At 73.4% G+C, this 23,461-nt stretch carries 17 protein-coding genes, 1 rRNA gene and 1 pseudogene; 17 read left to right on the top strand and 2 right to left on the bottom strand.

The genetic code is table 11. The features are described 5' to 3' along the window. From rrf to AB0J74_RS37115, 3 genes and pseudogenes are all read left to right on the top strand, one after another. Positions 1-94, top strand: a 5S ribosomal RNA gene (gene rrf, locus AB0J74_RS37125); the annotation flags it as partial. 1,758 nt (positions 95-1,852) lie between these two features. Continuing rightward, positions 1,853-2,527, top strand: a pseudogene (locus AB0J74_RS37120) (Replicase polyprotein 1ab); the annotation flags it as partial. 575 nt (positions 2,528-3,102) lie between these two features. Beyond that, a complete protein-coding gene (locus AB0J74_RS37115) occupies positions 3,103-4,095 on the top strand; it encodes an HAD-IIA family hydrolase (protein WP_363457401.1) in 993 nt (330 codons plus the stop codon). Here the strand turns inward: AB0J74_RS37115 and AB0J74_RS37110 are convergent. Continuing rightward, a complete protein-coding gene (locus AB0J74_RS37110; protein WP_363457397.1) occupies positions 4,092-4,427 on the bottom strand; it encodes an SCP2 sterol-binding domain-containing protein in 336 nt (111 codons plus the stop codon). The genes AB0J74_RS37115 and AB0J74_RS37110 overlap by 4 nt on opposite strands. Positions 4,428-4,573: 146 nt before the next feature. Between AB0J74_RS37110 and AB0J74_RS37105 the strand changes: the two genes are divergently transcribed. From AB0J74_RS37105 to AB0J74_RS37090, 4 genes are all read left to right on the top strand, one after another. Further along, positions 4,574-5,263 carry a hypothetical protein gene (locus AB0J74_RS37105; RefSeq protein WP_363457395.1) on the top strand — a complete coding sequence of 230 codons (690 nt, stop codon included), beginning with the start codon at positions 4,574-4,576 and terminating at the stop codon, positions 5,261-5,263. Continuing rightward, on the top strand, positions 5,260-5,505 hold the full coding sequence (locus tag AB0J74_RS37100) for a hypothetical protein (protein ID WP_363457393.1): 246 nt from the start codon (positions 5,260-5,262) through the stop codon (positions 5,503-5,505). Before AB0J74_RS37105 ends, AB0J74_RS37100 begins: the two co-directional genes overlap by 4 nt. A 12-nt stretch (positions 5,506-5,517) precedes the next feature. Further along, a complete protein-coding gene (locus tag AB0J74_RS37095; protein WP_363457391.1) occupies positions 5,518-6,339 on the top strand; it encodes a TlyA family RNA methyltransferase in 822 nt (273 codons plus the stop codon). A 73-nt stretch (positions 6,340-6,412) separates the two neighbouring features. Continuing rightward, positions 6,413-7,300: an NAD kinase gene (locus AB0J74_RS37090; protein ID WP_363457388.1), complete on the top strand. Its 888-nt coding sequence runs from the start codon at positions 6,413-6,415 to the stop codon at positions 7,298-7,300. Here AB0J74_RS37090 and AB0J74_RS37085 read toward each other — a convergent pair. Further along, the gene (locus AB0J74_RS37085; protein ID WP_363457385.1) at positions 7,297-8,724 is read right to left on the bottom strand and encodes a glycosyltransferase; all 1,428 of its coding nucleotides are present in this window, start codon (positions 8,722-8,724) and stop codon (positions 7,297-7,299) included. The two genes, AB0J74_RS37090 and AB0J74_RS37085, sit on opposite strands and share 4 nt — an antisense overlap. A 198-nt stretch (positions 8,725-8,922) precedes the next feature. On the opposite strand from AB0J74_RS37085, the gene recN reads away from it, so the two are divergent. The 10 genes from recN (at position 8,923) to ald (ending at position 23,461) form a co-directional block, all read left to right on the top strand. Continuing rightward, the gene (gene recN / locus AB0J74_RS37080; protein WP_363457382.1) at positions 8,923-10,653 is read left to right on the top strand and encodes a DNA repair protein RecN; all 1,731 of its coding nucleotides are present in this window, start codon (positions 8,923-8,925) and stop codon (positions 10,651-10,653) included. A 200-nt stretch (positions 10,654-10,853) separates the two neighbouring features. After that, positions 10,854-12,035 carry a putative cytokinetic ring protein SteA gene (gene steA, locus AB0J74_RS37075; RefSeq protein ID WP_363457379.1) on the top strand — a complete coding sequence of 394 codons (1,182 nt, stop codon included), beginning with the start codon at positions 10,854-10,856 and terminating at the stop codon, positions 12,033-12,035. A 41-nt stretch (positions 12,036-12,076) separates the two neighbouring features. Then, positions 12,077-13,027 carry a copper transporter gene (locus AB0J74_RS37070; protein ID WP_363457376.1) on the top strand — a complete coding sequence of 317 codons (951 nt, stop codon included), beginning with the start codon at positions 12,077-12,079 and terminating at the stop codon, positions 13,025-13,027. Then, positions 13,024-13,845 carry a hypothetical protein gene (locus AB0J74_RS37065; RefSeq protein ID WP_363457373.1) on the top strand — a complete coding sequence of 274 codons (822 nt, stop codon included), beginning with the start codon at positions 13,024-13,026 and terminating at the stop codon, positions 13,843-13,845. Before AB0J74_RS37070 ends, AB0J74_RS37065 begins: the two co-directional genes overlap by 4 nt. A gap of 10 nt (positions 13,846-13,855) precedes the next feature. Next, positions 13,856-15,499 carry a lipid II flippase MurJ gene (locus AB0J74_RS37060; protein ID WP_363457370.1) on the top strand — a complete coding sequence of 548 codons (1,644 nt, stop codon included), beginning with the start codon at positions 13,856-13,858 and terminating at the stop codon, positions 15,497-15,499. A 965-nt stretch (positions 15,500-16,464) separates the two neighbouring features. Beyond that, complete coding sequence (locus AB0J74_RS37055; RefSeq protein ID WP_363457367.1) at positions 16,465-17,580, top strand: glycosyltransferase family 4 protein; 1,116 nt, start codon at positions 16,465-16,467, stop codon at positions 17,578-17,580. Next, on the top strand, positions 17,577-19,724 hold the full coding sequence (locus tag AB0J74_RS37050; RefSeq protein ID WP_363457364.1) for a hypothetical protein: 2,148 nt from the start codon (positions 17,577-17,579) through the stop codon (positions 19,722-19,724). The genes AB0J74_RS37055 and AB0J74_RS37050 overlap by 4 nt, the downstream gene beginning before the upstream one ends. Positions 19,725-19,799: 75 nt before the next feature. Next, the gene (locus tag AB0J74_RS37045) at positions 19,800-21,533 is read left to right on the top strand and encodes a CTP synthase (protein ID WP_363457362.1); all 1,734 of its coding nucleotides are present in this window, start codon (positions 19,800-19,802) and stop codon (positions 21,531-21,533) included. Continuing rightward, complete coding sequence (locus AB0J74_RS37040) at positions 21,530-22,132, top strand: NUDIX hydrolase (protein ID WP_363457359.1); 603 nt, start codon at positions 21,530-21,532, stop codon at positions 22,130-22,132. Before AB0J74_RS37045 ends, AB0J74_RS37040 begins: the two co-directional genes overlap by 4 nt. Before the next feature lie 213 nt (positions 22,133-22,345). Next, entirely contained in the window at positions 22,346-23,461 is a 1,116-nt protein-coding gene (gene ald / locus AB0J74_RS37035) for an alanine dehydrogenase (RefSeq protein ID WP_363457356.1), read from the top strand.

Raw genomic sequence — 23,461 nt, 5'->3', positions numbered from 1 at the left:
AACGCCCGGTAACATTCCGAACCCGGAAGCTAAGCCCTCCAGCGCCGATGGTACTGCACCCGGGAGGGTGTGGGAGAGTAGGACACCGCCGGACAATCATTCCAGTCGAGGGCCGACCCATAGGGGCGGCCCTCGACTGCGTGTGCCGGCAATTCCGGCATGAGGAAGGATGTACCCCGTGAGTGCAGACCAGGGCGGCAACGCCCCTCGCGATCGCCGCGACGATGACCGCGGCGGCGAGGGCCGTTCGCGCGACCAAGGCGACCGGGGTAACCGCGACGACCGCGGGTACCGCCCGCGTCGCGACAGCGGTGACCGTCCCCAGGGCGACCGAGGCGGGTTCCGCTCCGGCGGCGACCGCGGCCGCGACGACCGCGCCGGCGGGCGCCCCTACGGCGACCGCGGATCGAGTTCCGGTGGTCGCGGCGGCTACGGCGGCGGTGACCGGGGAGGCTTTCGCCCCGGCGCGCGTGACGACCGGCCCAACCGCGACCGGCCCAGCTACGGCGACCGCCCGAGTGGCGACCGCCAGGGTTACGGCGGCGACCGGCGTGGTTCCGGCGACCGCCCCTACCGCGACGACCGCGGTGGAGACCGGGGCGGCTACCGCTCGGGTCCGCCCCGCGATGACCGCGGCGGTTACCGCTCGGGTCCGCGCGACGACCGCGGTGCTGACCGTGGCGGCTTCCGGTCGGGTCCGCCGCGCGACGATCGTGGTGGTGACCGGGGTGGGTTCCGCTCGGGTCCGCGTGACGACCGCGGTGGTGACCGTGGTGGGTTCCGCTCGGGTCCGCCGCGTGACGACCGCGCTGGTGACCGGGGCGGCTACCGCTCGGGTCCGCCGCGTGACGACCGCGGTGGTGACCGCGGTGGGTTCCGCTCGGGTCCGCCGCGTGACGACCGTGGTGGCGACCGCGGTGGCTTCCGGTCCGGGCCGCGTGACGATCGTGGCGGCTTCCGCTCGGGTCCGCGCGACGACCGGGGCGGTTATCGCTCCGGGCCCCGTGACGGTGGCGGCGACCGTGGTGGTTTCCGGTCCGGGCCGCGTGACGACCGCGGTGGCGACCGTCCCTATCGAGACAGTGGCGACCGTGGCGGTTACCGCGGTGGCGACCAGCGTGGTGGCGATCGTCCCTACCGCGACAGTGGCGATCGCGGCGGCTACCGCGGTGGCGACCGTCCCAACCGGGACAGCGGCGACCGGGGTGGGTTCCGCTCGGGTCCGCCGCGCGACGACCGTGGTGGTTACCGCTCCGGGCCGCGCGACGACCGCGGCGGCGACCGGGGTGGATTCCGGTCCGGCCCGCGTGACGACCGCGGTGGCGATCGGGGCGGCTACCGGTCCGGTCCCCGGGACGGTGGCGGTGAACGAGGCGGTTTCCGGTCCGGCCCCGGCGAGTCCGGCGGCGACCGGGGTGGTTTCCGCTCCGGGCCCCGGGACGGCGGCGGCGACCGGGGTGGATTCCGCTCCGGGCCACGTGAGTCCGGTGGCGGCGACCGGGCTGGCCGTACCTACGGCGACCGCGACAACCGTGGCTTCCGGTCCGGGCCGCGCGACGACCGGGGTGGTTTCCGCTCGGGTCCGCGCGACGACCGGGGTGGTTTCCGCCCGGGCCAGCGTGACGGTGGCGACCGTCCCTACCGCGACCGGGACGACCGTGGCGGTGACCGGACCCACCGGCCGGCGCAGCGTGACGGTGGCTTCCGCGACGACCGCGGGCCGCGCGAGGGTTTCGAGGAGCGGCCGGCGACGCCGACCGGTCCGCAGATCCCCGAGGGCATCACGGCCGCCGACCTCGACAAGGAGGTCCGTGCCGAGTTGCTCGGGCTGAACAAGCCCGTCGCCGAGATCGTGGCGCGGCACCTGGTCGCGACCGGGCAACTGATCGACGACGACCCCGACGAGGCGCTGGCGCACGCGCTGGCCGCCCGCCGGCTCGCGTCGCGGATCGCGGCGGTGCGGGAAGCGGTCGGGCTGGCTGCTTACCACGCCGGTGAGTGGCAGGTCGCGATCGGCGAACTGCGCACCTACCACCGGATGACCGGGCGGCAGGACCACCTGGCCGTCCTCGCCGACTGCGAGCGCGCGCTGGGCCGGCCGGAGCGGGCGATCGACCTCTACCGGGGTGCCGACCGGGCCGCGCTCGGCTCGGCCGACGCCGTCGAGTTGCTCATCGTCGCCGCCGGCGCGCGGGGTGACCTCGGGCAGAAGGACGCGGCCGTGGCGATGCTCCAGGTCCGCGAGCTGACCAGCGGCAACGAGGAGCCGTGGGCGGGGCGGCTGCGCTACGCCTACGCCGACGCCCTGCTGGCCGCCGACCGGCGCGACGAGGCACGCGAGTGGTTCGCCCGCGCCGCCGAGGCCGACGAAGACGGCGAGACCGACGCGGCCGAGCGGCTGCTCGAACTCGACGGCGTGCTCATCGAGGGCGACGAGGACGACGAAGACGAGAACGAGGCCGTCGAAGCCGAGCTCGACAAGGACGAGGACGAGGACGACGACGAGGACGCCGAGGAGAACGAGGCCGCTCTCGAAGCCGAGCTCGACAAGGACGAGGACGAGGACGACGACGAGGACGCCGAGGAGAACGAGGCCGCTCTCGAAGCCGAGCTCGACGAGGACGAGGACGAGGACGACGACGAGGACGCCGAGGGCAACGGCGCCGCCGTCGAAGCCGAGCTCGACGAGGACGCCCAGGAGAACGAGGCCGCCCTCGAAGCCGAGCTGGACGAGTCCGAAGAGGACGACGAAGACGAGGACGACGCCGAGCTCGACGCCGAGGGTCAGGCCGACGACGACGCGGCCGTCGACGCCGAGATCGACGAGGACCTGGCCAACGACGTCGACGAGAACGAGGGCGACGGGACCGACGACGACCAGCCGGTCGAGGTCGTGACCGCCGCGCTGCCGTCCGAGGTCGCCCCCGACGACGTGCCGGTCGAGACCGTCGACGACGAGGCCGACGACGAGCCGGTCGAGCTCGACGCCGAAGGCCACGAGGACGAAGAGGTCCCGGTCGACGCCGAGATCGACTCCGAACCGGGCGACGACGGGCTCGACGACGACCGCAAGGTCCTGCCCGAGGTCGACGACGACAAGCCATGAGCACACCGCCGCGGGGTCGGCTCGCCGACGCGTACGACCTGGTGATCTTCGATTTGGACGGGGTCATCTACCTGTCCGACAAGGCGGTCGCGGGCGCCGTGGAGGCGGTCAAGCGGCTGCACGACGCGGGCCGGTCGATCGCCTACGCGACCAACAACGCCAGCCGGCGCGCGTCGGAGGTGGCCGACCTGCTCACCGGGCTCGGTGTGCCGGCCGCCGCCGACGAGGTGCTGACCTCGGCGGCGGCCGCGGCCCGGCGGCTCGGTGACCGCCTCGAACCCGGGGCCCGGGTGCTGGTGGTCGGCGCCGAGGCGCTGCGCCAGGAGGTCGTCGAGGCCGGGCTGACCCCGGTCGGCAGCGCCGACGACCAGCCGGTCGCGGTGGTGCAGGGCTACGGGCGCGAGGTCGGCTGGGTCATCCTGGCCGAGGCCGCGCTCGCGGTGCGGGCCGGCGCGCTCTGGATCGCCACCAACACCGACCGCACCCTGCCCAGCCCGCGCGGTCCGCTGCCGGGCAACGGCTCGCTGGTCGCCGTGCTGCGCACGGCCCTCGACCGGGAGCCCGACGAGGTGATCGGCAAGCCGCAGCCGGTGCTCTTCGAAGAAGCGGTCAAGCGCGACGCCGCCGACCGGCCGATCGTCGTCGGCGACCGGCTCGACACCGACATCGAGGGCGCGGTCGGCGCCGGGCTCGACAGCCTGCTCGTGCTGACCGGCGTGAGCCAGCCCCGCGACCTGATCGCGGCGCCACCGCACCAGCGGCCGACCTACGTCGCGCCGGACCTGGCGGGGCTGTTCGAGGATGTCGAGACGCTGGCGATCGCGGAAGGCGGCAGCTGGCAGGTCGCCGACGGCAAGCTGCACGGCCACGGCGACCCGATCGCCGCCCTGCGCACCATCGCCGCAGCCGCGTGGAACGGCACCGACGTCAGCACGCTTCGCGGGGCGGACGACCAGGCCACGAGCGCATTGCGGGCGCTGGGACTCTAGAGCAGCTTGCGCAGCTTGAGCAGGTCGAACGGGTTGGCCTTGATGCGCATCTGACCGCTGGCCAGCGCGCGGGTGAGGTCGAGCTTGCCGCGGACCAGGGCGAGGAAATCGTCGCTCTTGAGGGTCAGCGCGATCTTCGCCTTGGGGTCGTCGCCGTCGGTGATGTCGACCAGTTGCCCGTTGTGCAACCGGCCGTGGAAAGCGGTGCCGAGGTCGGTCAGCCGGCAGGCCACGGAGCGTTCGAGGTCGAGCCGGCTCTGCGCCTCGGCGTTGCCGGCCAGCCTCGCCGCCAGCTCGTGCATCGCGTCCCGGCACTCGTCGACGGTGGCCAAACTGCCGCTCCTCTCCGCGCCACGTGATCTCCCGGCACGGTACCGCACAAGACCCCGATGGGCGCCCGGTAGCGTGGAGCCCGAGCCGGCGGATTTCCGGCGGATCCATCGTGAGTGGCCCTTACTCCGTGGGAGAGGATCGAACGATGCAGGACGCGTGGCGGGCATACCTGGAGCTGGCCCTGGGCGCGACGGAGACGTCGCGCAAGAAGGCCGAGAAGGTCGCCCGCAAGCTCGTCGGCAAGAGCGGCGCGACGGCGGCACAGCTCACGGCGATGGCCGAGGAGATGGTCACCACCAGCGCGGCCAACCGTGCGGCGCTGACCAAGCTGGTCCGGTTCGAGGTCGACAAGGCACTCGGGCGGGTCGGTCTGGCCACCGCCGACGAGGTGGCCGAGCTCAACACCCGACTCCGTGACCTCGAGGTCGAACTGCGGGCCGAGCGGGCCCGCGCCGACGCGGCCGAGAAGGCCACCGCGGCCGAGAAGGCCACCGCGGCCGGGACCGCCGCGACGACCGAGCCGGTAGCGGCCAAGGCCGCACCGGCCAAGACGGCACCGGCCAGGAAGACCGCACCGGCCAGCGCGGCGTCCGGGCCGGCGAAGAAGACCGCACCCGCGAGCGCCGCGTCCGGGCCGGCGAAGAAGGCGGCACCGGCTAAGAAGGCCGTCGCCAAGAAGACCGCGGTGAAGAAGACGACGCCGCCGTCCGCGGCCGCTATCGCCGACGACCTGGGCTCCGCCGAGCCGATCGCCACCCCGGCGAAAAAGCCGGCCACCGCGCCCCGCAAGGTCGCGAAGAAGGCACCGGCGAAGAAGGCGGGCGGAGCGGCATGACGTTTTCCGGCGGCGCCGCGAACCCGCCCGGTTCCGGCGCACCGAGCCCGGCGATATTCGCCCGGCCGGCCCCGGTCGAGCCGCAGCCGGCCGGCGACGGGCTGTCCGGGCACCCGGCGGTCGACGCGGCGATCCGCTCGATGACCAACGCGGCGGACCTGTCGCCGGCCGATCAGATCGCCGAGTACGAGGCGGCCTACCGCACCCTGCGGGAGACCCTCGCGACCATCGACCAGGCCTGAGCCGCACTGGCCATGGCTCGTCGAAACCGTCTCGACACCGAGTTGGTCCGCCGCGGGCTGGCCCGGTCGCGCGAGCAGGCCGGCGAACTCGTCGACGCCGGCCGGGTCAAGGTGCACGGCGTGGTGGCCCGCAAGGCCGCCGCGATGGTGGACCCGGCCGACCCGGTGCTGGTCACCGGCGACGACCCGACCTACGTCTCGCGCGGCGCACACAAGCTGCTCGGCGCGCTGGCCGGTTTCGGCCCGCGCGGGCTGACCGTCGGTGGCCGCCGTTGCCTCGACGCGGGCGCCTCCACCGGCGGTTTCACCGAGGTGCTGCTCGGTGCGGGGGCGGCGGAGGTGGTCGCGGTCGACGTCGGCTACGGGCAGCTCGCGTGGTCACTGCGGACCGATCCGCGGGTACGCGTCTTCGAGCGCACCAATGTCCGTACCCTCGAACCGGGTCTGATCGGTGGTCCCGTCTCGTTGACCGTCGCGGACCTCTCGTTCATCTCGCTGCGGCTGGTGTTGCCGGCGCTGGCCGGCTGCACCGAACAGGACGGCGACCTGGCCCTGATGGTCAAGCCGCAGTTCGAGGTTGGCAAGGAACGGGTCGGCGCCGGCGGCGTCGTCCGCGAGCCGGAGTTGCGGGCCGAAGCGGTGCTCGACGTCGCCGCCGCCGGCGCCGATCTGGGGCTGGGCGTGGCCGGCGTGGTCGCCAGCCCGTTGCCCGGCCCGAGCGGCAACGTCGAGTTCTTCATCTGGTTCCGGCGTGACGCGCCACCGGTCGACCCCGACGAGGTGCGCGCCGTCGTCGCCGCCGGCCCCACGGCGGTCCCCGAGGAGGCGGCATGAGCGAGCGCAGCGAGCGAATCAGCCAGCTCAGTCGGTCGGGCTCATGCCCCGCGCCGCGAAGCGAGGCACGCGCATGAGCCGCATAGCTTTGTTGGTCACCCATACGGGGCGGCGGCGGAGCACCGAGCACGCGCGTACGGTGGCCGCCGATCTGATCCGGGCCGGTTTCGAGGTGCGGGTGGTGGCCGACGAGGCCGACGACCTCGAGGTGCCCGGCGTCGTGCCGCGCAGCGACCAGGACGCCGCCGACGGCGCCGAGATCGTGTTCGCGCTCGGCGGTGACGGCACGTTCCTGCGCGCCGCCGAACTGGCCCGCCCGGCCAAGGCGCCGCTGCTCGGGATAAACCTCGGCAAGGTCGGCTTCCTGGCCGAAGCGGAGATCGACGACCTCGACCAGGCCGTCCGCGACGTGGTCAACCGCGACTACACGGTGGACGAGCGGCTCACCCTCGACGTGCGGGCCGAGTTGACCCCCGGCGGCCAGGTGGTCGAGTCGTGGGCGCTCAACGAGGTCAGCGTCGAAAAAGGACAGCGGGCCCAGATGCTCGAGTTGCTGGTCGACGTCGACGGCCGGCCGCTGTCCCGCTACGGCTGCGACGGCGTGGTCTGCGCGACGCCAACGGGCTCCACGGCCTACGCGTTCTCGGCCGGCGGCCCGGTGGTCTGGCCCGAGGTCGAGGCGCTGCTGCTGGTGCCGATCAGCGCCCACGCGCTGTTCAGCCGGCCGCTGGTGACGGCGCCGACCTCGACGTTCTCGATCACCGTCGACCCGTTCACCACGCTGGCGGTGCTCTGCTGCGACGGCCGGCGGGTCTACGACCTGCCGCCCGGCGCGCGGGTCACGGTCAACCGCGGCACGCTTCCCGTGCGGATCGTCCGGCTGCGCCCGCGCCCGTTCACCGATCGCCTGGTGGCCAAGTTCGGCCTGCCGGTCGGCGGCTGGCGCGGCGGCCGCGTCTAGGCCAGCGCGTCGGGCGGGATCGAGGGCCAGGTGGCCGAGGCGTTCTGGAGGAAATAGTCCACGCCCGGGTCCCAGGTGTGACCGGTGGCGCGGCGGTGGTAGACGTACCCGAGGGGATGGGTTCGGTAGATCGTGCCGCCCGCGCGCACCAGCCGCTGGATGAGACCAAGGTCGACCGAGCGGGGCACCGGGCGCCAGCCGCCGACCGCCGTGACGTCGGCCTTCGCGAGCAGCATGGTGCCGCCGGAGACCATCTCGCCGAACGCTTCGGGGACGCCCGAGCGGCGGCGCAGGACGGTGCCGCGGCTTTCCAGGAAGACCAGTTCGCTGCCCTTGCCGACCAGCGTCGCGCCGGAATAGTGGCGGGCCAGCACCAGGTCCCAGAGGTGCTCCGGCCCGTAGGTGTCGTCGTCGTCGACCTTGGTGACCAGCGTGCCGCCGGCGCGCGCGGTGGCCAGGCCGAGGGCGGTGCCGAAGCTGGCCTCCGCCGGCACCTCCACGATCTGGTGCGGGCGCCCACCCAGCGCGGCGGCCAGGCCCGGCGGCGCGGCGACGCCGTGCAGGCAGAGCACGATCTCCAGACGGGGGTACGTCTGCCCGGCCAGCATCGCCAGCGCCGGCCCGAGCAGTTCGGGGCGGCGGGTGGCCAGGATCGCGCTGACCGGCGGCGGTTCGGTGGCCGCCAGCCCGGCCGCGTGGTGGCGCAGCGCGGCCCGGCGCTGCCGCACGCTGCGCGCCTCGATCGCGAGGGGGTCGCCGGCGGGCGCCGGGGCGTCGAGCAGGGTCAGCAGGTCGGGGTGCAGTGCGGCGCGGGTGCTTGGCGGCACGGCCGCGGCGTCGACCAGCACGCCGGTCGCGCAGAGGGCGGCCAGGGCGGCCGGACCGGTGCCGGCGCCGACGGTGACGGTCCTCGTGTCGCGTAGCCGGGCCAGGGTCGTGGCGTCGAAGCCGGGGGAGTCCAGCACGAGCCGTGGCGCGTCGGGCCGGTAGGCGGCCGGGCGGCGGCCGCGGGGGTTGATCCGGGTGGCGTCGAAGCTGGTGCGATGGGTCCGCACCGGCACCCGCGGGTGGGTGGGCGCCAGGGCGGTCAGCGCGCTGCGGACGGCGTCGCCGAGGGGCACCGGACGCGCGTAGCGCAGTGTGACGACGGCCGTGCCGCGGCGCAGGTGAGGCCGGGCGACCCGGTGCCGGACCAGGTGGGGTGCCGGTGCGACCGGTGCCGACCAGGGCGTGTGCCGCCAGTAGGCGACCACGATGCGGACCCGGCGGGTCGGCTCGGCGGCGAACGGGCCGGCCGCGACGTCGCGCAGGTGGTCGGTTGAGCCGGCGACGACCAGCGCGCTGTCGCCGAGCCGGACCACCCGGGTGCCGACCGCGCCGGCCAGTCGTTCGGGCGCGGCGGCCTTGAACTCCGCGGAGATCAACCGAAGGCCCGGCGCTGCTCGTTCACCCGCAAAAAGTACGCCAGCGGGTCGCGGCCCGCGATGCGAGCCCCGTTTCCTGGAAATGGCGGTTGAGCGGCCGGCGGGCGAACAGGTTTTCCGGGAAAGGGGGTGGTCAGTTTGGGCTGGCGGCGGGCACGGCTGGTCAACTGTCGGACCCCGCCACTACTGTCGTGTCCTGTGCTGGAAGAGTTGCGGATAACCGGTCTCGGGGTCATCGACGACTCGACGCTGCCGCTCGCGGGTGGCATGAACGTGATCACCGGTGAGACCGGCGCCGGCAAGACCATGGTGGTCACCGGCCTGGGCCTGCTCTTCGGTGGGCGGGCCGACGCCGGCCGGGTGCGTGCCGACCCGGGCCGTGCGGTCGTCGAGGGGCGGCTGCGGCTCGCCGAGCCGCTGGCGACCACCGTCCACACCCGCGTCAGCGACGCCGGTGCGGAGCCCGACGACGACGGTTCGCTGCTGCTCAGCCGCACCGTCACCGCCGAGGGCCGGTCCCGCGCCCACGTGGGTGGCCGGTCGATGCCGGTCTCGACGCTGTCGGAGATCGGCGAGCAGGTGGTCGCCGTGCACGGCCAGTCCGACCAGTTGCGGCTGCTGCGCCCGGCCGAGCAGCGGGCGGCCCTCGACCGGTTCGCCGGCGCCGACCACGAGAAGCTGCTCGGCGCGATGCGGGAGACCTACACCCGCTGGCGCGCGGTGGCCGACGACCTGGCCGATCGGCGACGCAATGCCCGCGAGCGCAACCAGGAGGCCGACCTGCTGCGGCTCGGGCTCGACGAGATCACCCGGGTCGACCCGCAGCCGGGCGAAGACGACGACCTCAAGGCCGAGGCGCAGCGGCTCGAGCACGCCGAGGGGCTGCGGGTCGCGGCGATCGCGGCCTACCAGGCCGTCGCCGGCGACGGTGCCGACGAGGCGCCACACGCGACCGGCCTGCTCGGCGCGGCCAAGCGCTCGCTGGAGGGGCAGGCCGGCGTCGACGCCAAGCTGGGCGACCTGGCCGCGCGGCTCGACGAGGCGGCCACCCTGATCGGTGACGTGACCGCCGAGCTGTCGTCCTATCTCGACAGCCTCGACGCCGACCCCGACCGCCTGCAGACCATCTACGAGCGTCGGGCCGAGCTGCGGGCGCTGACCCGCAAATACGCCGACGACGTCGACGGGGTGATCGCCTGGGCCGACCGGGCCCGCGGCCGGCTGGGCGAGCTCGACACCTCCGACGACCTGCTCGACGAGCTCGACCGCGAGCGGCAGCGGCTCGAAGACGAGACCGCGGCGCTGGCCGCCCGGGTCACCGCGGCCCGCAAGGAGGCCGCCGGCCGCTTCTCCGAGCAGGTCAGCGTCGAGCTGGCCGGGCTCGCGATGCCACATTCCCGGGTCGAGGTCGCGGTGCTGCCCAGCAAGGGCGAGCCGTCGCTGGCCGGCGCGGGGATCGGTCCCGAGGGTGCCGACGAGGTCGAGCTGCGGCTGCTGGCCCACCCGGGCGCGCCCAGCCTGCCGCTGCAGAAGGGCGCCTCCGGTGGTGAGCTGTCCCGGGTGATGCTCGCCATCGAGGTGGTCTTCGCCGGGGCGGGCGGCCCGCCGACGCTGGTCTTCGACGAGGTCGACGCCGGGGTCGGCGGCCGGGCGGCGGTCGAGATCGGTCGCCGGTTGGCCCGGCTCGCCCGCACCCACCAGGTGCTCGTCGTGACCCACCTGCCCCAGGTCGCCGCGTTCGCCGACCGCCACCTGGTGGTCGCGAAAGATACCGGCGGCGCGGTCACCACCAGCGGCGTGCGGGTCGTCGAAGACACCGAGCGGGCCCGCGAGCTGGCGCGCATGCTGGCGGGTTTGCCCGACTCCGATCTGGGTATCGCCCACGCGGAGGAACTGCTCGCGGTGGCGGCCAGGGAACGCCGCAGCTAGCCAGCGGCTGTCGCACATCGTGGGCGGGTGAAGGGAGCCGCGGAAGGGCAAGGTGTGACGCGGGCCACCGCCGCGGGTGGCGCCCGCATGGTTCGCTGAGCAGTGGCGCACGCGCCACAGCGACGCGTGCCACAGCTAGCACCCCTGCTCAGGCATGTCGCGGACAGAATTAGTTCGCCGGACATGCCAGGATGGTCACGATGCGTCTACCCACCTTGCGCCGGACCCGGAGCGCCGAACCGGGCACAATCACCGGCACCGCGCGCCTCGACCGCCGGACCAAGCGTCTGGTCGGCCGGTTGCGGCCGGGCGACGTCGCCGTCATCGACCACGTCGACCTCGACCGGGTGGCCGCCGACTCCCTCGTGGCGGTCGGCGTCACCGCGGTGCTCAACGCCAAGCCCTCGATCTCCGGCCGTTACCCCAACCTCGGGCCAGAGGTCCTGGTCAAGGCCGGCATCCCATTGATCGACGACCTCGGTGAGAGCGTCTTCCAGCAGATCCGCGAAGGCGACGCGCTGCGGATCGACGGCAACACCGTGTTCGTCGGCGGCGAGCCGATCGCACACGGCACCCGGCAGGACACCGACACCGTCGCCAAAGCGATGGCGGATGCCCGCGAGGGGCTGTCGGTGCAACTCGAGGCGTTCGCCGCCAACACGATGGAATACCTCAAGCAGGAACGTGACCTGCTGCTCGACGGGGTCGGGGTGCCCGACGTCGAGACCAGCATCGCCGGGCGTCATTGCCTGATCGTGGTGCGCGGCTACGAATACAAGGACGACCTCGACGTCCTGCGCCCCTACATCCGTGAGTTCAAGCCGGTGTTGATCGGTGTCGACGGCGGTGCGGACGCGCTGGTCGAGGCCGGTTACACCCCCGACATGATCATCGGTGACATGGACTCGGTCACCGACGACGTGCTCCGGTGCGGTGCCGAGGTGATCGTCCACGCCTACCCCGACGGTCGCGCTCCGGGCCTGGCCCGGGTGCACCAGCTCGGGCTCTCCGCGCTGACCTTCCCGGCCGCCGCGACCAGCGAAGACGTCGCGATGCTGCTCGCCGACGAGAAGGGCGCCACCCTCATCGTCGCGGTGGGCACCCACAACAACCTGATCGAGTTCCTCGACAAGGGTCGCGGCGGGATGGCGTCGACCTTCCTCACCCGCCTCAAGGTCGGTGGCAAGGTGGTCGACGCCAAGGGCGTCAGCCGCCTCTACCGGCAGAGCATCTCCGGCTCCTCGTTGCTGTTGTTGGTGCTCAGCGCCGTTTCCGCCATGGCTTCGGCAGTGGCCGTCTCCACTGTGGGGAAGGCCTACCTCGGTGTGCTTTCCGAGTGGTGGAACAATTTGGTCTTCCAACTGGGACAGCTCTTCAGCTAAGGAGCGGGTGTTCCCGACCGAATCAGAAGGCATACATAAGCGTGATCAATTTCCGGTACCACGTGGTGTCACTCACCGCGGTGTTCCTCGCACTGGCCATCGGGCTGGTCGTCGGCACCGCGGCGCTCAACGGCCCGGTTGCCGACTCGCTCAACCAACGCGTCTCCGAGCTGCGCAAAGACAACACCCAGCTACGGGACTCGTTCTCCAGCCTTCAGGAAGAGGTCAAGCGCGAGGAAGATTTCGCGGCTGAGATGGCCCAGGTCGTCCTCCCCGGCAAGCTCACCGGTCGCAAGATCCTCATGGTCACCCTGCCGAGCGGCCGGGACCAGGCTGACCCGGTGCGCCAGATGCTGACCACCGCGGGCGCGACGGTCACCGGCCGGATCGACATGCAGGACTCGTTCTTCGTGCCCGACAACGCCCAGGAACTGCTCTACCTGGCGTCCTCGGCGGCACAGCCGACCATCCCGGCGACCGGCCTGCCGAGCAACAGCGACGGCGTCGAGACGGCGAGCGCGTTGCTGGCCAGCGCGGTCCTCGACCGCGCCCTGGGCACCGCGCCGCCCAGCGCCGCCGACCTGACCGCGCTGCTGACGGCCTACGAGAAGGCCAAATACATCAGCTACGCCGACGCGGGCAAGGACAAGGTCACCGAGCCGGCCGAGGCCGTGGTGATCGTGACCGGCCTGCCCTACGTCGACAAGGAGTCGGCCCAGAAGGACCAGGCCGTCGTGACGATGGTCAGCCAGTTCGACAAGATGGGCGCGGTCGTGGTGGCCGGCAACGGCGCCAGCGACGGCAACGTGGTCGCGGCGGTCCGCGGCGACGGCGCGCTGGTCAAGACGATCAGCACGGTCGACAACGCCAACACCACGCAGGGCCAGTTGGTCACCGCGCTGGCCACCGCCGAGATGGTCAACCAGGGCAAGGCCGGCCAGTACGGCATGGGCGCCGGCGCCGGCTCGATGATGCCGCAGCCGCCGCAATGAGCCGCACGCTGGCCCTGGCCACCCTCGGGAGCATGACCGCCCGCGCGGTGCTGCGCGCCCTGGCGGGCGTCGGTGGGCTCGACCGCACCAACTTCCGGGGCAACACGGTGAGCCTGGCCGCCGGCCCGGCGCTGGCCATCGGGGCTTCGGTCAGCGCGGCGGCCGGCGCCGGCAGCGCGCCCGCGGCCGGGGCGGCCCTGGTCGCCGGGCTCGGGTCGGGCGCGGTCGGCTTCTACGACGACGTCGTCGGCGGTCGCCCCGAGCACAAGGCCAAGGGCTTCAAGGGCCATCTGGGCGCGCTCCGCGAGGGGCGGGTGACCAGCGGCCTCGTCAAGATCGCAGGGGTCGGCACGGCGGCGCTGGCGGCCAGTGCGCTGCTCGCCGCTTCCCGTCCGGGCCGAGGTCGGTTCGGCACCGTGGCCGACGTCGCGCTCGGCGCGGGGGTCATCTCCGGCACCGCCAACCTGTTCAACCTGCTCGACCTGCGGCCGGGACGGGCCATCAAGGCGGGCGCCCTGGTCGCCGCGCCGTTGGCCGCCGGGCGCTCCCGCGGTCTGGTCGCCGGGCCGCTCGGCGCCGCGGCCGGGGTCCTGCCCGACGATCTCGGCGAGCGGGCGATGCTCGGTGACGCCGGCGCCAACGCGTTCGGAGCGCTGCTCGGGGTGGCGCTGGCCGCCCGCACCGGCCCGGCCGGCCGGGCCGCGTTGCTGGCCGGCCTGGCCGGCCTGACCGCGGCAAGCGAGCGGGTCAGCTTCACCCAGGTCATCCAGCGGACGCCGGTGCTGCGCGAGCTCGACGCGCTCGGACGCCGCCCCTGACCACGTGAGCGTGACCACCCCTCCCAGCACCGCCACCCCCGACGGCCCGACCCCGGCCGCCGGTGATTCGCGCGTCGCCCGCAACGCCGGACTGATCTCCGGGCTCACCGTGTTGAGCCGGGTCGCCGGCTTCGGGCGTACCGCCGTGCTCGCGTTCTGTGTCGGTTCCACCCTGCTGGGCAGCGCCTACGTCACTGCCAACACCGTCCCCAACATCATCTTCGAGATCGTCGCCGGCGGCGCGCTCGCGGCCCTGGTGGTGCCCTTGCTGGCCGGCGCGGTGTCGTTGGGCGACCGGCGCACCGAGACCGCGACGGTCTCCGCGCTGCTCACCTGGACCCTTACGGTGCTGGTGCCGCTGGCCGTGGCGGTGGCGCTGCTGGCCGGCCCGATCGTCGACGGCCTCGCCTCCCACCCGCCGGCCGCCGCCCGCGACGCCGGTGTCCTCATGCTGCGGGTCTTCGCACCCCAACTCCCGCTGTACGGGGTGGGCATCGTGCTGACCGGCGTGCTCCAGGCCCACCGGCGATTCGCCTGGCCGGTGCTGGCGCCGCTGATGTCGAGCGTGGTGGTGGCGGCCAGCTACGGCGTGTTCGCGGCGGTCGAGGGGGCCCGCGCCGACGTGCCCGGTGTCGGTGTCGGCGGTCAGCTCATCCTCGCGGTCGGCACCACCCTGGGCGTGGTCGTGCTGTCGCTCTGCCTGGTGATCCCGGTGCGCCGGCTCGGGGTGCGGCTCCGACCGAGCTACCGGTTCCCCGGCGGTGCGGGCCGGTCGGCGCTGCGGCTGGCGGGCGCCGGAGTGGTCACCGTCGGCCTGCAGCAGATCGCGGTCGTGGTCACGCTGCGGCTGGCCAACCAGGGCCCGGAAGGGACCGTGGTCGTCTTCACCGTGGCCCAGGCGGTCTACCTGCTGCCGTGGGCGATCCTGGCCGTGCCGGTGGCGACGGCGGCGTATCCGGCCCTGGCGACGGCGCACAGCACCGGCGACGACGCCGGCTATCGATCGCGGCTCGCCCCGGCGGCGCGCGGTGTGCTGCTGCTGAGCTGTCTCGGTGCGGCGGCGCTGTTCGCGGTGGCCGAGCCGGTGGCCGGGTTCTTCGCGCTCCCCGGCCTGGGCGGCGCGGTGGCCGGTTTCGCGCCGGGGCTGATCGGCTATGGGCTGTTCGCGATGCTCACCCGAGCGTTGTACGCCCGCGGCCTGCCCCGCCCCGCCGCCACCGCCACGGCGATCGGCTGGGCGACGGTGTCGGTGGCCGCGTTCGTACTGGCGGCCGGGCTGGCCACGGACCGCCGGCTGCTGGCCCTGACGCTGGCCAACTCGATCGGGATGCTGGTGCTCGGGGCGCTGCTGGTGCTGGCGGTGCACCGCCGGGCCGGCGCGGCGGCGCTGGCCGGCTTCTCCCGGGCGCTGCTCGTCGGCCTGACCGCGGGGGTGGCTGCCGCGGCGGCGGGGTGGGCGGTGGCCGACGCGTTGAGCGGCGGCCATCCGGCGAGCAAGCCCGACGCCCTCTGGCACGGCGCGGTCGCCGGGGTCGTGGTGGTGCTGGTCTTCCTGGTTGTCGCGTATCCGCTCGACCGGCATGACGTCCGTCCCGGCGTGGCGTCTGTCCGCCGCCGGGTGCGCCGCCGGCGGTCGGCGGGTGCGGCGGGGTAGGCGGGCGGTTTGCCGCTTGCTCTGCACCCTCATGGGCAGCGTTTGAACGCTCGTTCGGTGGTGTGTGGAACCGATTCTGCCTGTGCTTCGCGATCTCCTTGTCTCGCGGGCCTGACGGCGGTCGCCGCACGGACGTCGATGCCAGTGCGCGAGCGGCCTCATTGCGAGATCTTGGTAAGAGGTTGCACCTATAGCGACGTTTCCTCGATCCGCGGTCGGACTCGAAGGGCGGGCATGTCGGCCCGGCCGCTGGCGTGACGCGGCGTTGGGAGGGCTGGCGCGGGCTGCCGCTCGCAGCGGCGGGCGGGCGGGGGCTGAGCCGCGGGTGCGGCGGGCTCGCAGGGTGCGGCGAGCCGGGATACGGCGGCGGTGCCGGGGTGCGGCGAGTCGGGACACGGCGACGCGGCGAGCCGGGATACGGCGGTGCGGCGAGCCGGGATACGGCGGCGGTCCCGGGGTGCGGCGAGTCGGGACACGGCGGTGCGGCGAGCCGGGATACGGCGGCGGTCCCGGGGTGCGGCGAGTCGGGACACGGCGGTGCGGCGAGTCGGGATACGGCGGTGCGGCGAGCCGGGATACGGCGGCGGCGCCCGGCGAGACGGTGGCAGAGCGAGTGGGAGTCGCAGGCCACCCTGCGGGCGGCGCGGTGTGGTGGCAACCCGGAGAAGCGGTCAGGTGCTGCCCATAAGGGTGCAGAGCAAGGACTACCGTCCTAGGATGCCTTACGGGTGGTGACGGTGGTCATGAGCATGAGATGCGTCGATGGATGGGTCCACTTCGTCCCGCCGGGAGGGCATCACCGAGAATGAACTCCGCGCGGCGCGGGAGTGACCGAACAACGACAACGACCCGGTGGACCGGCTTCATCGGCACCGGGAGCAGCCAAGGTCCCGATAGCATCGCCGCACGACCCGGGTGGCCGCGCTGGCCAAGGGTCGCGGTGCACGGGGGAGGGGGATGGTGGCGTGACCGACGCCAAACGGGGGAACGGCTGGGCCGGCGCCGTCTGCCTCGTGTTGGCCTCCAGCACCGGCGGTGTGGGCCAGCACGTCACCTCGCTCGTCCGCGGGCTCACCGCGGCCGGCGCCACCGTGACCGTCGCCGGGCCCGCGGCCACCGAGGCGCAGTTCCACTTCGTCGCCGCCGGCGCGGCCCGGTTCGTGCCGGTCGAGATCCCGCCCAACCCGACCCTCAACGACGGCCGTGCGGTCGGTGCTCTGCGCAAGGTGCTGGCCGGCGACGTCGACGTCGTCCACGCGCACGGGCTGCGCGCCGGGCTGGTCGCCGTGCTGGCCAAGCCGCGCCAGCCGCTGGTCGTCACCTGGCACAACGCCGTCCTGGCCCGCCGGCTGCGTGGCTACGCCAGCCGGCTGGCGGAGCGGATGGTGGCCCGCAACGCCGACGTCTGCCTCGGCGCCTCCGAAGACCTGGTCGAGCGGGCCGAAGCGCTCGGCGCCCGGGATGCCCGGCTCGCGCCGGTCGCCGCGCCGGAATTGCCCGAGCCGCGCCGGGGGCGGGCCGCCGTCCGGGCCGAGTTCGGGCTGCACCGTGACCAGGCCGTGGTGCTCTCGGTCGGCCGGCTGCACCCGCAGAAACGCTACGACGTGCTGGTCGAGGCCGCCGCCACCTGGCGCGACATCCGGCCGGTCCCGGCCGTGCTGGTCGCCGGCTCCGGGCCGGCCTACCTGCCGCTGGCCGCGTTGATCTCCGCCGCGCACGCTCCGGTCACCCTGCTCGGGCACCGCGGTGATGTGGCCGACCTGCTCGAGGCGGCCGACGTCGCCGTGGTCACCAGCGACTGGGAGGCCCGCCAACTGTTCGCGCAGGAGGCGCTGCGGGCCGGTGTGCCGCTGGTCGCCACCGCTGTCGGTGGGCTGCCCGACCTGGTCGGCGACGCGGCCCTGCTGGTTCCGCCGGGTAACGTCGCGGCCGTGGCGGAGGCGGTGCGAGACCTGCTGGGTGACGAGGCGAAGCGCGCCGAATACCGGGCGCGCGGGCTCCTGCGCGCCAAGACGTGGCCGACCGAGGCCGCCACCGTCGCCCAGATCGCCGGGATCTACGCAGAGTTCGCGCCGACATGATCCGCCGGCTCACCCCGTACCTCCTCGTGGTCCTGACCCTCGCCGGCGGCCTGGCCGCGCTCTCGATGCGCCCGGCCACCGCGGAGGTCAAGCGGTCCGCGGACTACGTGGTGCTGGTGGGCATCCCGGGGCTGCGCTGGGAAGACGTCACCGAGACGGGCACGCCCAACCTGTGGCGGCTGGCCGAGCACGGCTCGATCGGCTCGCTGTCGGTGCGTTCGGCACTCAAGCCGACCTGCCCGGTCGACGGTTGGCTGACCCTCGGCGCGGGCAACTTCGCCGGGTGGAAGCGGACCACGCCGGTTGACGGGGCCTGCCCGCCGCTGAATGTCGACGTGCAGCGGCCTGACAAGATCGGCGCCTTCCTGCCCGACCTCGACCGGCAGGCCGTGCAATACAACCAGCAGACGCTGACCTGGGGCGCGGTGCCGGGCGCGCTGCCCGAGTCGGTGCGCTGCACGGTCGCCGTCGGGCCCGGTGCCGCCGTCGCCGCCGCGCGGCCCTACGGGCGGGTCGACACCTACCAGCCCGAGCTGCCGGCCGACCCGAGGAAGCTGCTCGGCCAGTGCGTGCTCAGCATGGTCGACCTCGGGTCGGTGACCGGCGAGGATCCCACGGAGAGGCAGACGGCCGCGGCCCGCGCCGACGCCACCCTGGCCCGGGTGCTCGCCGCCCGGCCCGACAACTCGCTAATCATGGTCGCCGGGCTGGCCGACACCGACCAGGCCAGCCGGCTGCACGTGGCGATCGCCGACGGGCCGGGCTGGGAAGGCGGCTGGCTGACCTCGCCGAGCACCGGGCGCGACGGCTACGTGCAACTGGTCGACCTGGCGCCGACCGCGCTGGCCACGCTCGACCGGCCGATGCCGGAGCGGCTGTTCGTGGGCCAGCCGGCGACCTCGGTGCCTGGCCGGCCGGAGAAGCTGCCCGAGGCGGTGACCTTCCCGGCCGACGCCGACCGGGAGGCCGGCGCCCAGAAGACGGTCGCGACCTGGTTCTTCGGCATCCTCGCGGCGGTGCAGTTGGGGCTCGCGGTGACCGTGCTGCCGCTGTTGCGGCGGGCGCGCCGGCATGTCGGTGACGACCAGACCGTCGGCAAGCCGATCACCGACACCGTCGAGGTGCTGCTGGTCGCCTCCGCCCTGGCGATTCCGGCGGCGCTGGTCGCCGACCTGGTGCCGTGGTGGCGGGGAGGGCACCCCGGTTACCTGTTCGCGGCCGTGGTGGCCTTCGTGCTGGCCGCCGGCACCGCCGCGGTCCGGTTCGCTCCTGCCTTCCGGCGCACGCTGGGGCCGGTCTCGATGGTGGTCACGATCGCCGGCGCGGTCGTCGGCCTCGACCTGCTGACCGGCGGCACGCTGCAGCTCAACGGTGTGGCCGGCTACTCGGTGCTGGAGGGCAACCGCTACTCCGGTGTCGGCACGGTCGGTCTTGGGGTGTTCGTCACCGGTGTCCTGCTCGGTGCCGGCTCGCTGGCCCAGCGGTTCGCCCGGCCCTGGCGCCCGCTCGTGATGGTGGTCGTCGGCGGCCTCGGCATTCTGCTGGTCGGCAGCCCCTACCTGGGTTCCGACCCGATCGGTGCCGTCGCGCTGACCGCCGGTGTGTGTATCGCCACAGCGCTCAGCACCGGGGGCTGGCTCACGCTGGGCCGGCTCGCGGCGGCGTCGGTGGCCGGGGTTGCGGTGACGACCGCGTTCGCCTGGATCGAGATGCGCCGGCCGGCCGGGGAGCGCGGCAGCCTGGGCCGGTTCGTCGAGGCGCTCGGCGACGGCACCGGCGGCACCACCCTGCAGCGCACCAGCAAGGCCAGCCTGGACGCGCTGGTCGGCAGCCCGCTGACCCTGCTGGCCCTGGTGGGCGTCGCGTTGCTGTGGCTGGCGTTGCTGCGCAACTGGGGTGGCCTGCGCCGGGCGTACGGGCTCTACCCCTCGGTCCGGGCCGGCGCCGTCGGCGTCGGGGTGGCCGTGCTGCTGGGCGGGGTGCTCGGCGGCACGGGACTGGACCTGGCCGGTGCGGCGGCCGCGGTGGCGGTGCCGATGGCCGCGTTGACCGCTCTACGGGTGCTCGATCACGCGAGCGACTTCACCCGACCGCCGGAGGAGCCGGCGTCGGTCGAGGTCGCGAAGGGTGTCGGCGCGGCGTGACCATGAGGACGTGTTACCGTGGAGACCCGTGGATCGCATGATCTCGACCTTGACAAACGACCACGGGAGCAGGCCTTGGCCCCTTCAGGACGGCTGACCAAACACATCTTCGTCACCGGGGGTGTCGCCTCCTCGCTCGGCAAGGGCCTCACCGCCTCCAGCCTCGGCAATCTGTTGAGCGCGCGCGGCCTGCGGGTCGTGATGCAGAAGCTGGACCCCTACCTCAACGTCGACCCCGGAACGATGAACCCGTTCCAGCACGGTGAGGTCTTCGTCACCGACGACGGCGCGGAGACCGACCTCGACGTCGGCCACTACGAGCGTTTCCTCGACCGTGACCTGTCCGGGAAGGCCAACGTCACCACGGGCCAGGTCTACTCGGCGGTCATCGCCAAGGAGCGGCGCGGCGAATACCTGGGCGACACGGTCCAGGTGATCCCGCACATCACCAACGAGATCAAGGCCCGGATCCGGGCGATGGGCGATCCCGACGACGAGGGCCGTACCCCCGACGTGGTGATCACCGAGGTGGGCGGCACGGTCGGCGACATCGAGTCGCTGCCGTTCCTGGAGGCGATCCGCCAGGTCCGCCACGAGGTGGGCCGGGACAACTGCTTCTACCTGCACGTCTCGCTGGTGCCCTACCTGGCGCCGTCGGGCGAGCTGAAGACGAAGCCGACCCAGCACTCGGTCGCGGCGCTGCGCAACATCGGTATCCAGCCCGACGCGCTGGTCTGCCGCTCCGACCGGGAGATCCCGGAGAAGCTCAAGCACAAGCTCTCGCTCTACTGTGACGTCGACCGCGAGGCGGTCATCGCCGCGCCGGACGCCCCGAGCATCTACGACATCCCGAAGGTGCTGCACCGCGAGGGGCTGGACGCCTATGTCGTACGCCGCCTCGGTCTGTCGTTCCGCGACGTCGACTGGGCCAAGTGGGACGACCTGCTGGAGCGGGTGCACCACCCCAAGCACACGGTGACCGTCGCGATCGTCGGCAAGTACGTCGACCTGCCCGACGCCTACCTGTCGGTGACCGAGGCGGTCCGCGCGGCCGGCTTCCACCACCGGTCCCGCGTGCAGATCCGCTGGGTGCCCAGCGACGAGTGCACCACCCCGGCGGGTGCGGCGGCCGCGCTGGCCGGCGTCGACGGCGTGGTGATCCCGGGTGGCTTCGGCGTCCGGGGCATCGAGGGCAAGATCGGCGCGGCGCACTTCGCCCGCGAGAACGGCATCCCGACGCTGGGCCTGTGCCTGGGCCTGCAGTGCATGACGATCGACGTGGCCCGCGACCTGTCCGGCCTGGCCGACGCCAACTCGCTGGAGTTCGACGAGACCGCCGGCCACCCGGTGATCGCGACGATGGCCGACCAGGAGCAGATCGTCGCCGGCAAGGGTGACCTGGGCGGCACGATGCGCCTCGGCGCCTACCCGGCCGTGCTGACCCCGGGTTCGCTGGTCGCGGAGGCCTACGGCACGACCGACGTCTCGGAGCGACACCGCCACCGGTACGAGGTCAACAACGCCTACCGCGACGCGCTCACCAAGGCCGGGCTGCAGATCAGCGGCACCTCGCCGGACGGCCGGCTGGTCGAGTTCGTCGAGCTCGACCGCGAGCTGCACCCGTTCTTCGTGGCCACGCAGGCGCACCCCGAGCTCAAGAGCCGCCCGACCCGGCCGCACCCGCTGTTCGCGGCGTTCGTGAAGGCGGCGGTGGCCTACTCGCTGGCCGACCAGCTCCCGGTCGACCAGCTGGACGAGTCGAACGAGCCGGAGCTGGCCAGCAACGGCAGCGCGCCGGCAGCCTCGTGACGTCGGTGCACGCGTACGCGGTGCTCGACCGGGTCGAGCGGTTCCATGGCCCGATCTTCAGTGTGGTCACCGACCGGGTCAGCATGCCCGGCGGTGGCCAGGCCGACCGGGACTACGTGCGGCACGTCGGTGCCGTCGGCGTGGTCCCGCTCGACGACGACGGCAACGTGCTGCTGGTGCGGCAGTACCGGCACCCGATCGCCAAGGTCCTCTGGGAGCTGCCCGCGGGCCTGGTCGACGTGGCCGGTGAGCCGCCGCCCGACACCGCCCGGCGCGAGCTGGCCGAGGAGGCCGACCTGCGCTGCGAGCGGCTCGACCTGCTGATCGACCTGCACACCTCGCCGGGCTTCTCCGACGAGCTGATCCGGCTGTTCCTGGCCCGGGGCCTGTCGCCGGTGGCCGACGCCGACCGGTTCGAGCGCTCCGACGAGGAGGCCGAGCTGATCGTCCAGTGGGTGCCGCTCGACGACGCGGTGGCGATGATCTTCCGCGGTGAGATCACCAACGCCGCGGCGGTGGCCGGGCTGCTCGCGGCGGCCCGGGCCCGCGACGAGCAGTGGCGCCCGCTGCGCGACGCGCATACCCCGCTGGTCCGCTAGCCCTGGCCCACGGCGCAGCCTGAACTAGCGTTCAGGGGGTGCGGAGCAAGGGAGATCACGCCGCGTGTGCTGATCAGGGGCCTCGGGCAATACTGAAGGCGCGTCCGCGCGAGGTGGGGGCCGACCCGTGACCCGGGCGCCCTAGACTCGCCGCCGACGCGATGACCGCCCTGTCAACGGTGACCGGGCGACCGCGGGAGAGAAGGTGTCAATGTGAAGGTCGGAATCCCACGCGAGGTGAAGAACCACGAGTACCGCGTGGCGATCACCCCGGCAGGCGTCCACGAGTTCGTCCGCGCCGGGCACGAGGTCTTCGTCGAGTCCGGTGCCGGGCTCGGCTCGTCGATCATCGACGGCGAGTTCGCCGCCGCGGGCGCCACGATCCTGCCCGGCCCCGACGAGGTCTGGGGCACGGCTGACCTGGTGCTCAAGGTCAAGGAGCCGATCGCCGAGGAACACCACCGGATGCGGGCGGGCCAGGTGCTCTTCACCTACCTGCACCTCGCGGCCTCCAAGGAGTGCACCGACGCGCTGATCGACCGCAAGGTCACCGGCATCGCGTACGAGACGGTCGAGACGGCCGACCGCGCGCTTCCGCTGCTGGCCCCGATGTCCGAGGTCGCGGGGCGGCTGGCACCGCAGGTCGGCGCCTACACGCTGATGCGGCAGGGCGGCGGACGCGGCATCCTGATGGGCGGCGTCTCCGGCGTGTACGCGGCCAAGGTCGTCGTGATCGGTGCCGGCGTCTCCGGCATGAACGCGGCCGCGATAGCGCTCGGCATGCAGGCCGAGGTGCTGCTGCTCGACCGCAACATCAACAAGCTGCGCCAGGCCGACGCGATCTACCAGGGCCACCTGCAGACCGTCGCGTCCAACGCGTACGAGGTCGAACGCGCCGTGCTCGACGCCGACATGGTGATCGGTGCGGTGCTGGTGCCCGGCGCCAAGGCACCGACGCTGATCTCCAACGAGTTGGTCAGCCGGATGAAGCCGGGCAGCGTGCTGGTCGACATCTCGATCGACCAGGGCGGCTGCTTCGAAGACTCGCGCCCGACCACGCACGCGGACCCGACCTACAAGGTCCACGAGTCGATGTTCTACTGCGTGGCCAACATGCCCGGCGCGGTCCCGCACACCAGCACCTACGCGCTGACCAACGTCACGCTGCCCTACGCGCTGGAGTTGGCCAACCGCGGCTGGCGCGACGCGCTGCGCCGCGACCCGGCGCTGGCGCTGGGTCTGAACACCTTCGACGGCCAGGTCACCTACGGCCCGGTCGCCGAGGCACACGGCATGAAGCACCTGCCGCTGGCCGAGGTCCTGGCCTGA

Source organism: Asanoa sp. NPDC049573 (assembly GCF_040676615.1).
GTDB lineage: Bacteria > Actinomycetota > Actinomycetes > Mycobacteriales > Micromonosporaceae > Asanoa.
The sequence above is the reverse complement of the archived record's forward strand: the minus strand, read 5'-3'. Positions and strand labels throughout refer to the sequence as shown.

Excerpts from the sequence above, each read along its gene's own strand:
- AB0J74_RS37115 (WP_363457401.1), top strand. The coding sequence starts at position 3,103 with ATGAGCACACCGCCGCGGGGTCGGCTCGCCGACGCGTACGACCTGGTG.
- AB0J74_RS37105 (WP_363457395.1), top strand. The coding sequence starts at position 4,574 with ATGCAGGACGCGTGGCGGGCATACCTGGAGCTGGCCCTGGGCGCGACG.
- AB0J74_RS37100 (WP_363457393.1), top strand. The coding sequence starts at position 5,260 with ATGACGTTTTCCGGCGGCGCCGCGAACCCGCCCGGTTCCGGCGCACCG.
- AB0J74_RS37095 (WP_363457391.1), top strand. The coding sequence starts at position 5,518 with ATGGCTCGTCGAAACCGTCTCGACACCGAGTTGGTCCGCCGCGGGCTG.
- AB0J74_RS37090 (WP_363457388.1), top strand. The coding sequence starts at position 6,413 with ATGAGCCGCATAGCTTTGTTGGTCACCCATACGGGGCGGCGGCGGAGC.
- steA (WP_363457379.1), top strand. The coding sequence starts at position 10,854 with ATGCGTCTACCCACCTTGCGCCGGACCCGGAGCGCCGAACCGGGCACA.
- AB0J74_RS37065 (WP_363457373.1), top strand. The coding sequence starts at position 13,024 with ATGAGCCGCACGCTGGCCCTGGCCACCCTCGGGAGCATGACCGCCCGC.
- AB0J74_RS37050 (WP_363457364.1), top strand. The coding sequence starts at position 17,577 with ATGATCCGCCGGCTCACCCCGTACCTCCTCGTGGTCCTGACCCTCGCC.